Source organism: Acetivibrio ethanolgignens (assembly GCF_001461035.1).
Lineage (GTDB): Bacteria > Bacillota > Clostridia > Lachnospirales > Lachnospiraceae > Velocimicrobium > Velocimicrobium ethanolgignens.
Window position 1 is genome coordinate 1 of record NZ_LNAM01000210.1, and the last position, 11,537, is coordinate 11,537.

Here is an 11,537-nt window from a genome sequence, read left to right on the forward strand (position 1 = left end):
AGCTGACTGTTACTAATAGGTCGAGGGCTTGACCAAAAAGGAAGACAAGCGGCGGATGATCGGTTGTCTACAATAAATTTGGATGATAGGCAGTGTGTAGTTTTGAAGGTATATATTTGGCCTAGTGGCTCAGTTGGTTAGAGCGCCGCCCTGTCACGGCGGAGGTCGTCGGTTCGAGTCCGATCTGGGTCGTTTGTTTTATTAATTAGTTATTCCCATGGGATCATAGCTCAGCTGGGAGAGCACCTGCCTTACAAGCAGGGGGTCATAGGTTCGAGCCCTATTGGTCCCATTTTTTATAAAATTAAATATTGCCGATGTGGCTCAATTGGCAGAGCAGCTGATTTGTAATCAGCAGGTTATCGGTTCGAGTCCGATCATCGGCTTTTATGGATGGGTTCCCGAGTGGCCAAAGGGGGCAGACTGTAAATCTGTTAGCTACGCTTTCGAAGGTTCGAATCCTTCCCCATCCATTTTATTTTTTTAAATAAATATTATCGCGGGATGGAGCAGTCTGGAAGCTCGTCGGGCTCATAACCCGAAGGTCGTAGGTTCAAATCCTACTCCCGCAACTCAATGCCCAGATAGCTCAGTCGGTAGAGCAGAGGACTGAAAATCCTCGTGTCGCTGGTTCGATTCCGGCTCTGGGCATTTATTATATAAAAATATAATATGGGCTATTAGCTCAGGTGGTAGAGCACTTGACTTTTAATCAAGTTGTCCGGGGTTCGAGTCCCCGATGGCTCATGGAGACATTTATAGGAAAATTTCTGTAAATGTCTTTTTTTTGCAAAAATATTAAATATTATTATAATTTTATAATAATGAAACTTTTTAGGTCGGGATACGGTCTTATTTATAGAAAAGCAAATAGGAAGAGGTTATAAAAGTGGTTTTTAGTAGCTTAGAATTTATTTTTTATTTTTTACCAATATTTTTATTGATATATTATCTGGTCCCAAAAAAGTGGAAAAATTTAATTCTATTGATGGGAAGTCTTGTTTTTTATGGTTATGGTGTCCAGGGAGAACCTTTTTATCTGGTATTAATTGTATTTTCTATTGTAGTGAATTATGTAATAGGCTTACAAATAGAAAGAAAGAGAAGTAAAGGAAAGGTATATTTATTGCTTGGGCTGTTTTATAATTTTGGATGGCTGTTTCTTTTTAAATATGCTGCTTTCACAGCAGCTAATATAAACAGCCTGACGGAATTTTTTGTGAAAAAAGAAATAATTCCCCCATTTCAATTAATTTTACCGATTGGAATCAGCTTTTATACCTTTCAGATAGCTTCTTATCTGATTGATGTTTATAGAGAAAAAATTCCGGCTGAGAAATCAGTTATTACTTTGGGAGCTTATCTGTGTATGTTCCCTCAATTAATTGCAGGACCAATTGTAACCTATTCCTCTGTGGCAGCACAGCTAAGGAATAGAAAGCATACTTTAAAAAAACTAGATGATGGTTTACGGCTTTTCACTCTGGGTCTTGGACTTAAAGTACTTTTGGCAAATCAAATAGGAAGATTGTGGACAGATATTGGAGCAGTTGGTTACGAAAGTATATCAACGCCACTGGCATGGATGGGAATTTTTGCTTATAGCCTTCAGCTGTATTTTGATTTTTATGGCTATTCGCTGATGGCGATTGGTTTAGGAAAGCTTTTGGGAATGAATCTGCCCCAGAATTTTAATTATCCATATATGGCTGTATCTATGACAGATTTTTGGAGAAGATGGCATATTACTCTGGGAAGTTGGTTTAGAGAATATATTTATATTCCTTTAGGTGGAAATAGACAAGGAAATTTAAAGACAATAAGAAATCTTTTTATTGTCTGGACATTTACAGGAATTTGGCATGGAGCAAGCTGGAACTTTGTTCTTTGGGGAATTTTGCTTTTTGTTATTATTACACTTGAAAAATATATTTATGGCAATATATTGCAGAAGGTACCGGTTTTGGGACATGCTTATATGTTATTTTTGATTCCTGTGTCATGGAGCTTATTTGAAATCACTGATTTTAATCAACTAGGGATTTACCTTGGCAAGCTGTTTCCAATCCTGGGAAAACAACAGACCCCACTTTTTGCAGGTGACTATATAAAGTATGGAAAAATGTATGGAATTTTTCTCATATTAGGATTTATTTTTTCTACTAATCTTCCAAGAAAGCTTTATGAAAGATGGAAGAATAAGATGATAGCAAGTATAGTGCTTTTAGCTATTTTTTGGGCTTCTGTATATTGTTTATATATGGGAATGGATGATCCGTTTTTATATTTTAGATTTTGAGGTGATAGAAAGATGAAAAGATATATGTATACCATTTTTTTATGTTTTTCCTGTCTTATTGCACTTCCTTTTATTACAAAAAAGGTATTTCACCTATCGATAGAAAAGAAGGTAGAAGCAGAGGAAAAAGAAGATATTGAAATACAGGAAGAAGTATATTATACTATTTCTCCCGAAGATAGAAAGGAAGCTGAGGAGCCGCCGGCAGTAGTTGAACAGGAGAAAGAAGAGCAGCCAGAGGAGGAAGTATTAGTAGAAAAACCGGAGAAGAAGCTTGAGTTTACAAAGGTAGATAAGAAATATTTTAAGGATGCTCTTTTTATTGGAGATTCAAGAACAGTTGGACTATCAGAATATGCAGATTTGGGAGGGGCAGACGTTTTTGCTGATTCCGGAATGAGTGTTTATAAAGTATTTGAAAAAGAAATACAAATCAAAGGAATTGGAAAAACAGGACTGGAAAATTTGTTGAAAAGTAAAAATTATGGAAAGATTTATGTAATGCTTGGTATTAATGAGCTTGGATATGAGCATAAGCAGACAGTCCGTAAATTTAAGGAGCTTGTTCAAAGAATTCAGCAGTTGCAGCCGGAAGCAATTATTTTTATTGGAGCAAATCTTCATGTGACAGCAGAAAAATCTGCCCAAAGTGATATTTATAATAATAAAAATATTAATCGTATCAATAAGGGAATAAAGAAACTGGCCGATGAAAAGCAAATTTTTTATATTGATATTAATGAAATATTTGATGATGAGAATGGTAACTTGAATGCAGAATACACAATAGATAAGGTTCATGTTCTGGGAAAATATTATGAACAATGGGCTGAATGGATTTGTACAAAAGGAATTGTTAATTAAACACGTAAAAAGCTATTTGAAAATCGTATATGTTTGATATACTGTGTAAAAAGAGGATAGCAAAGGGGGAAACGATATGGAACTGGTGGGCATAGATATTTTTAAAAGATGGATAAAGCGAAGTGATAATATTGTGTTTTTTGGCGGAGCCGGAGTATCTACAGAAAGTGGAATTCCAGACTTTAGAAGTGTAGACGGTCTTTACAATATGAAATATGATTATCCGCCGGAAAGGATTATCAGTCATAGCTTTTTTATAAAAAATCCTTCGGAGTTTTATCGTTTTTACTGGGACAAGATGATATATCCCAAAGCAGAGCCTAACATTACGCACAAGGTATTGGCACGGCTGGAGGAAGAGGGGAAGCTTAAGGCAGTAGTTACGCAGAATATTGATGGTCTTCACCAGGCAGCAGGAAGTAAAACTGTGCTGGAGCTTCATGGCTCAGTACTTCGGAATTATTGTATTAACTGCGGTCGTTACTATTCCTTAGCTGAAATTATACCGGATGAAGCTATTCTTTCTAAGGATGCAGGATATATACCCCATTGTGAATGTGGTGGAGCAATTAAACCGGATGTTGTTCTCTATGAAGAAGGACTAAATGAAACAACAATTAAAAAGGCGATTCATTATATATCCAATGCGGATGTTCTGATTATTGGGGGGACTTCTCTTTCTGTATATCCTGCGGCTTCTCTGGTTCGGTACTATGAGGGAAAGAAGCTGGTGCTGATTAATAAGACACCGACGCCATATGATAATAAGGCTGATTTGCTTCTTCCATACAGCCTGGGAGACGTATTTTCCCAGCTTTAGGATAAAAAGGAAGTAAACTGGTTATCCTATTCCTGAAAAATTAGGTTAGGAGATAAAAATATGGCAAACCAGTTTGTTACAAAAATAGATGACAATATTCAGATGATAAATGAGCTCCTCAAGGTAAGGGAGAGCTTTGACTTATTATACCGGGTGATTGATGTAGGAGACCACCGGCTTTGCTTTTACTTTATAGATGGACTGAGTAAGGATGAAATTATGGAAAAAATCATGGAGTTCTTCTATAAGATGAAGCCGGAGGATTTTCCATCGGATGCCTACGGCTTTTCAAAAAGATACCTTCCTTATGGGGAAGTGGATTTAATTAAGGACACAGATGCTTTGATAAAATATGTTCTGTCAGGGGTACCGTGTCTGTTTATTGATGGATATAGGGAGGGTCTGGCAGTAGATTTTCGTACCTACCCGGCGAGAAGTGTGGATGAACCGGAGAAGGATAAAGTAATGCGAGGTTCCAGAGATGGTTTTGTGGAGACATTGGTATTTAATACGGCCCTAATTCGCCGGCGTATCCGTGACCCGCAGTTAACAATGGAGATGTTTACCGTAGGACATGCATCAAAAACAGATGTAGTCGTAAGCTATATGGGCCAGAGGGTAGATAAACGAGTACTGACAGAAATAAAGCAGAGGATAGAAAAAATCGACATTGATTCCCTTACAATGAACGGTGAAAGTCTGGCAGAATGTCTCTATCAGCATAAGTGGTACAATCCTTTTCCGAAATTTAAATTTTCGGAACGGCCGGATGCAGCATCAGCAGCCATTTTAGAAGGAAATATCGTTATTCTTGTAGATAATTCACCGGCGGCAATTATTGTGCCAACTTCTGTATTTGATATTATTGAAGATGCGGATGACTATTATTTTCCGCCAATTACAGGTACCTATCTCCGCCTCAGTCGTTTTGTCATTGACGTAGCCGCAGTTATATTTACGCCACTGTTTCTGCTTCTAATGCAGCATCCCCAGTGGATTCCGAAAGGGTTTGAATTCATTTATATTACAGATCCGATTAATATACCAATTTTGTGGCAGTTTCTTTTACTGGAATTTGCTGTTGATGGTATGCGGCTGGCCTCCCTTAATACACCGAGTATGCTAAGTACACCGTTAAGTGTGGTGGCTGGTATTGTACTGGGAGATTTTACAGTAAGCTCCGGCTGGTTTAATGCGGAAATTATGCTGTATATGGCCTTTGTAGCGGTGGCGAATTATACCCAGTCCAGCTTTGAGCTTGGATATGCATTGAAGTTTATGAGAATAATTACTCTGATTTTGACCGGATATTTTGGCTTGATTGGTTTTGTTGTGGGACTCTTAATTACTGGAATTGCGATTATACGCAACAAAACACTTTCGGGAAGAAGCTATATTTATCCGTTGATTCCCTTTAATGGACGGCAGCTGTTACGCCGGTTTTTCCGTATCAGCCTGCCAAGAAGTGAAGGAAAATAAGGCAGTAAAGCGGTCTGCTTCACTGCCTTAGATTGAAATCTACTATAAGGCCTTTACTGCAGCCTCCAGCTGGGTAAGGGCTTTTTCTATGATAGAATGTGGTATTTTTTCTTTGCTTTTTCCTTTAAAAATTTACAAATCTCACGAACCTCACTCTCGTCAATGTCCTTTTTCCGCAAAAGGTTAGCTGTTGTGTCTGTAAAATAAAAAATAATATAATCCGTAGTTTCCGTAATAGAAAAAAAGTCCGCATATTTAAGCCGGGTGCTGCCTTCGGCATTACGATTAGAAGCAACCAGCTCATTTTCATAAAAGGTTAAAACCGATGGATACTCAAAGAGCTGCTCTGGATTTTCCTTTATCTGTTTTTTTGTCATTCGCTCTACCTTAAAGCAGAGAGCGGCAATGCAGCATAAGAACATAAAGACCCAGATTCCAAAGAAAACAGCAAGGCGGAATACCCCCAGAAGAAATAGTAAAATAAGACTTCCCAAACCGGAAAGCAGCACCAGCGATAATGCCAGAAGCGGTGTTTTTCGAAAGGTCGCAAAATATAGGAATTTGCGATAATCCTCCTTGTCCATAAAGGTAGTTACTGTAAAACGTGCTTTATCTGCCATAGCTTAGACTCCTCTCATAAGTAATGGACATTTGAACTTCTCCCCAGAATTAGCTTTATTATAGTTTATTTTGGGGAGAAGGGCAAGGTAAATGTGTGTTTGAATTGACAAAAAAATATCTACATGTTATTCTCATTTCAGAAAGAAAAGATAAAAGGGAAAAACAAATGAGGAATAAAATACTATATACATTGTATGCGTTAGCTTTTGTAGTTATAGCTATTATACTAGGTAAGGAGCTGTTTTTATCAGAGGAGAGAGATTATTATACCATATTGCGGTCAGTTGTAACAATAGCTGTCAGCTTCCGGCTTTTGACGAAGGGTAATAATCCATGGCGGGTAAACAGGAAACAATACGAAAAGCAATATGAGAAAATTCTTCCTGGAGCTTTTCAAAACGATAAAAAAAGTTATCAAAAGCTTTTAAAGGCAATAAATTTATATAACCACGATTCCTATATTGAGGCAGAAAAGATATTGGATAAATTACTGGCAAAGTGTGTGACGGCAAAGGATTACACATCTGTTTTGATGTTTAAGGCTTTATCCTTAACAGATAGGGGGGCTAGTGATGAGGCAGTAGAAACTTATAAGAAGTTATTAAATTATGATTATGGTAATTCTATGGCATGGTCAAATCTTGGCAGCCTGTACCGTGGAGAGGGAAATTCCATGGAGGGAATTACAGCGGTAAAAAATGCGATTTTGTATGATCCAAGTAATGCATTTGCCTATAATAATCTGGCAGCCCAGTACATTTCAACGGGTGACTTTGAGCTGGCTTTGAAAAATGCTTTGTATGCGATTGAATTGGATTCCAGCCAGCCGGTGTTTATGAGTAATGCAGCCGTTGCTTATAAATGCCTTGGAGATGATGAAAACGCAGAGAAATATTGTAAATTACACGCAACAAAGGGCGGAGATACAAAAGCATTAAGGGAAGTTTTAGATAGCATCGGTATCATATAATTATATTGTTGTAAAAACACAAAAAATATTGTTTTGTTTGTTATGTTTTTGTGATAATTTAAAGTAGATTTTCTTCTTTTTATTGTAAAAATGCATAAAATGTAGTAGAAAAACGAACTATAGTTGTGTAAAAATATAAAATAAAGCCAAGTGTCCTTTTTGTACTGAGTAAAAAAAGAATATAATAAAATTAACTATAAATTTTAAAGGAGGTACAGAATGAAAAGATTAACGAGAAGATGTACAGCAATCTTATTATGTATTGCAATGCTGCTTGGAATGCTTCCTGCAAATATATTTGCAGAAGAACAGACGGGAAGATATTCTAAAATTACAGACATAAGTGAGCTAAGTACGGGGAAATATCTGCTGGTTTCCGATAAAGATTATGCAGCAGGCACTTTAGATAAAGACTGGATAACAGCAGAGGCGGTAACCGAGAGCAATGGTTACATTGAAAATCCTAATCCTAAGCTGATATGGACGGTTACTGCGTCGGGAAGCAGTATCACTCTTCAGGATGCAAATGGAGAATACATAAAGCCAAAAGGGGGAGATACTAGTGGAATTGCAAAGGGAGAATATTTCTGGGATGTAGTCGCTGTCGGTGGTAAATATAATATTAAGGGTACCGGAGAAGATAAAACGACCCTGGCTGGTACTACGAGGTCTGGCAATAAGTTTGGAATTAAAAGCTATAAAGATGCAACTGCAAATGGAAAGAATTATGCTAAGAACTTTACACTATACAGATTTGTAGAAGGCAGCATTACACCTCCGACACAGGTAGTCATGCCAAAGGCAGAGCCTGGCAGCGGCAGAGTTAGGCAGGGAACAGAAATAAAGCTCACCTGTGCTACAAGCAATGCCGTTATTTACTATAATACGGAAAGTGCTGGGGCAGCTGAGAATAGCTGGAAGGAATACGGAGATGTTATTACGATAGATAAGGATACAACTATTTATGCCAAGGCAGTAATGAAGGACAAAAGTCTGACAGATAGCGAGGTTACTGAATTTTCTTACACCCTTCCAACCCCTCTGGCTGCTGTAGGCGAAGAGGCAGACCCGATTAAGGAGATTCCAGCGGGAGCCCTCTCTATTACAGATGCTTTAAAGAAATCCAAAGGTGAGACGGTGACCGTAGTAGGACAGCTGGTTTACCGCTTTGGAAGAAATGACACTACAAATTCAGCGATATTACAGGATGTAATTGATGGACAGATTGTAGGGCTTCAGGTATATAATTCTTTAGATGGCTGTAATATTGGAGATGTCTTAAAGGTAACGGGAAAAAGGGATGAATTTGGTAAAGTACCGCAGATTGGCGGAGAAGTGACAAAGGAAATTCTGATACCTGCAAAGGAAGCAAAGAAAATTCCGGTACAGGAGTTTGATACGATTGATGATTTGCTGTCATCGGGAAATGATCTCCTTTCTGAGTGGATTAAGCTTAAAAATGTTACATTAGGAAAGCTGGTTAAATCAAAAAATACAGTAATAACGGACAGCAAAGGAGCTACCATTAATATATATACAGCTGCTCTTTTTCCTTATGAGGTTGAAAAGGGAGAAAAGGTAGATCTTTATGCCTGTTTTTCCCGCAATAAGGATGCCTTCCAGCTGAGAGTAGGCTCTTACAGGGACTATGTGGTAATAAATGATAATAAGGCGCCGTTGGTAACTCTTCCGGAAAGGGCTTCTGCTGAAATTGGTAAGGCCTACAAGGTAGTAGCTACGGTACAGGACAACGTAGGAGCCGTTGATGTTCAGATGAGCTATTCGATTGGAGAAAAACAAAAAAAACTTGCTATGGAGCAGAATGAGGAAAGCGAAACGCTTTGGGAGGCAGTTATTCCTGCTGCTGAGTTTAAGGAGGGTATATCAGAAGCTTCGGTATCTGTGGTTGCAAGGGATGCAAAGGGAAACACCAGTGAGGAAGCGACAATGACTCTTTCTGTGAAGGATGAGCCACAGATAGAAAAGGTGACACCAAAAAGGAATGCTGTAGTAGATGATGATAAGCGTCCTTCAATTATCGTAGCCTGTACCAATGTAGGTGATACGCCTCAGGCTCTTTTGACTTTATCAAAGGGAGAAGCTACGGTTTTAGATAAGAAAGCTATGACTTATAAGGATGGAAGCTTTTTCTATCAGCCGGATAAGGATTTAGAAGATGGAAAATATACGGCAGTGGTAGTTGTTTCAAGAAAGGACGGAAAGACAGCAGCCTATGAGTGGTCCTTTACAATAGGAAAACCGAGCTATAAGCTATATTTTGGACAGCTTCACAGTCACACGGGAGAATATTCCGACGGTTCGGGACAGCTTTCGGAGGCATTGGAGTATGTGAAGGCGATTCCGGAAAAGGATAACATTGATTTTGTGGCCTTTACGGATCATTCCAATTATTTCGATGAGAAAAATGCAGCAAATCCGGCAGAAGCACTTTATAATCCGGAGCAGATGACAGCATCAAGCAGAGCAAAATGGAATACCTATAAATCTACAGTTGCAGATTTTAATAAATCTCAGGATAAAATAGTAGCCCTGGCTGGCTTTGAAATGACATGGTCTGGTGGACCAGGCCATATTAATACCTTTAATACTCCTGGTCTTGTCAGCAGAAACAACGGAGTGTTAAACAATAAGGCAGATAATGCAGGCTTAAAGGCTTATTACACTTTATTAAAGAATGAAGCATTGGTAGACAGTATAAGCCAGTTAAACCATCCGGGAACCACCTTTGGTACTTTTGCTGATTTTGGCTATTGGGATACGGTAATTGACAGCCGTGTTAATATGGTTGAGGTAGGAAATGGAGAAGGAGCCATTGGCAGCGGTGGATATTTCCCATCCTATACCTATTATACTATGGCTTTGGATAAGGGCTGGCATGTAGCACCTACCAATAATCAGGATAACCATAAGGGAAGATGGGGCAATGCGAACGATGCCAGAGATGTTATTATCGCAGACAGTCTGGCAGAGGAAGAGATTTATCAGGCAATGAGAGAACGTCAGATGTACGCTACCGAGGATAAGAATCTGGAAATTATGTATACAGTAAATGACCAGATGATGGGAAGCAGTCTTACAGAAGTACCGGAAAGCCTGACAGTCAAGATAAGCTTAAATGACCCGGACGATACCATTCAAAAGGCAGAGCTGATAGCAAACAGTGGAAGAGTGGTTCATAAATGGGATGTAAATGCTCAGAATAAAGAGCTTACTGCGATAATAGATCCGGATTACAGCTATTATTATCTCAGGGTAACGGAGGCTGACGGAGATTTGGCAGTTACTGCACCGGTATGGGTAGGAAAAATGCGGATGCTGGGTGTTAGTAATCTTGAATGCAATACAGATACTCCGGTAACAGAGGAAGTACTTACGTTGACAACAACCTTATTTAATAGTGAAAAAACAGATGCCAGAATAAATAGCCTGACCTATAAGCAGGATGGAGCTGTGATTAGCAAAGGAAAGCCAGACTCCGATATCATAAGAGCAGGAAGTGAGCTTAGACATGAAATAGGGTATACACCAAAGCAGGCAAAGCTGACAGCTATTTCCGTAGAGGCAGAAATAGAGCAGGATGGAAAGGTATTTACATACAAAAAGGAGATAAAGCTGAATATAAGAGATATTCATAAAATGGTATATGTAGGTATCGATGGAAGCCATCAAAATGAGTATGTGTCTGGTAATTATAAGGACTCTATGACAAACTTTACCAAACTGGCAGGAGGTTATAATGTCAGATGTGTTATTTTAAGAACCAAGGAGGAGTTTCTTGCGGCAGCAGGAAATAAAAATGGAAAATACCGGATGCTGGTACTGACAGCACCAAGCCGCCGTGATGGAACCTCCCTGAGAAATCCATATGATAACTATAGTATAGAGGAGCTGAAGGCTATAAAAGGCTTTTCTGAGGCTGGAGGTACTTTGGTAGTTGGCAACTGGTCAGATTACTATGAAAATTATGGAGCCTTTGCAGCAGAGGATCACATGGCTGCTCAGCAAAATAAGGTTTTGGAGACAATAGGCTCCCATCTTCGTGTTAGTGATGACGGTACAAACGATGACAAACTAAATGGTGGACAAAAGCAAAGATTGTACCTTTCAACCTATAACCTTAACAATTTTTTAATGAAGGGTGTTATTTATGATGCAGAGCATCCAAATGACAATAAATACAGCCAGCTGTTTAGTCAATATGGTGGTTCCAGTATTTATGCAGTAGATGAAAAGGGTAAAGCGATAAATACCCTGCCTGACAGCGTTTCTCCAATGGTGTATGGCCACGCTACCACCTACTCTGCAGATAGTGATAAAGACGGTCTTGGTGAAAAGAATGTGCCAAAATATGCCTATGCACCTGGGGATGACAGACTCCTTCTTTTGGCTTCAGAGACAATTACTCATGCCAATGGAAATCAGTCCATGGTTTTAGTTGGCGGAGCAGCCTTTATGAGTAACTT

The 11,537-nt window shown here is 38.8% G+C and carries 7 protein-coding genes and 7 tRNA genes; 13 read left to right on the forward strand and 1 reads right to left on the reverse strand.

The window, feature by feature from the left end:
* Positions 1-118 precede the first annotated feature (118 nt).
* The 11 genes from ASU35_RS17055 to ASU35_RS17105 all read left to right on the forward strand — a co-directional run bounded on the left by ASU35_RS17055 (position 119) and on the right by ASU35_RS17105 (position 5,462).
* Positions 119-192, forward strand: a tRNA-Asp gene (locus ASU35_RS17055).
* Positions 193-219: 27 nt separating this feature from the next.
* Positions 220-292, forward strand: a tRNA-Val gene (locus ASU35_RS17060).
* 21 nt (positions 293-313) lie between these two features.
* Positions 314-386 (forward strand) — tRNA-Thr (locus ASU35_RS17065).
* 5 nt (positions 387-391) lie between these two features.
* Positions 392-473 (forward strand) — tRNA-Tyr (locus tag ASU35_RS17070).
* A gap of 25 nt (positions 474-498) precedes the next feature.
* A tRNA-Met gene (locus tag ASU35_RS17075) sits at positions 499-572 on the forward strand.
* A gap of 6 nt (positions 573-578) precedes the next feature.
* A tRNA-Phe gene (locus ASU35_RS17080) sits at positions 579-651 on the forward strand.
* 23 nt (positions 652-674) lie between these two features.
* Positions 675-747 (forward strand) — tRNA-Lys (locus tag ASU35_RS17085).
* Positions 748-889: 142 nt separating this feature from the next.
* Positions 890-2,299, forward strand: a complete 1,410-nt coding sequence (locus tag ASU35_RS17090; protein WP_058354175.1) for an MBOAT family O-acyltransferase — start codon at positions 890-892, stop codon at positions 2,297-2,299.
* Positions 2,300-2,311: 12 nt separating this feature from the next.
* Positions 2,312-3,163, forward strand: a complete 852-nt coding sequence (locus ASU35_RS17095) for a GDSL-type esterase/lipase family protein (RefSeq protein ID WP_058354176.1) — start codon at positions 2,312-2,314, stop codon at positions 3,161-3,163.
* Positions 3,164-3,239: 76 nt separating this feature from the next.
* Positions 3,240-3,983, forward strand: coding sequence for an NAD-dependent protein deacylase (locus tag ASU35_RS17100; RefSeq protein ID WP_058354177.1), 744 nt, complete (start codon positions 3,240-3,242; stop codon positions 3,981-3,983).
* A gap of 60 nt (positions 3,984-4,043) precedes the next feature.
* On the forward strand, positions 4,044-5,462 hold the full coding sequence (locus tag ASU35_RS17105; RefSeq protein WP_058354178.1) for a spore germination protein: 1,419 nt from the start codon (positions 4,044-4,046) through the stop codon (positions 5,460-5,462).
* 86 nt (positions 5,463-5,548) lie between these two features.
* Here the strand turns inward: ASU35_RS17105 and ASU35_RS17110 are convergent, their stop codons facing one another.
* Positions 5,549-6,082 carry a YcxB family protein gene (locus tag ASU35_RS17110; protein WP_058354179.1) on the reverse strand — a complete coding sequence of 178 codons (534 nt, stop codon included), beginning with the start codon at positions 6,080-6,082 and terminating at the stop codon, positions 5,549-5,551.
* Positions 6,083-6,249: 167 nt separating this feature from the next.
* On the opposite strand from ASU35_RS17110, the gene ASU35_RS17115 reads away from it, so the two are divergent.
* Complete coding sequence (locus ASU35_RS17115; protein WP_147525482.1) at positions 6,250-7,053, forward strand: tetratricopeptide repeat protein; 804 nt, start codon at positions 6,250-6,252, stop codon at positions 7,051-7,053.
* Between the two features lie 219 nt (positions 7,054-7,272).
* Positions 7,273-11,537: CehA/McbA family metallohydrolase (locus ASU35_RS17120; protein ID WP_172794667.1), on the forward strand; the 4,265-nt coding region annotated here is incomplete at its 3' end.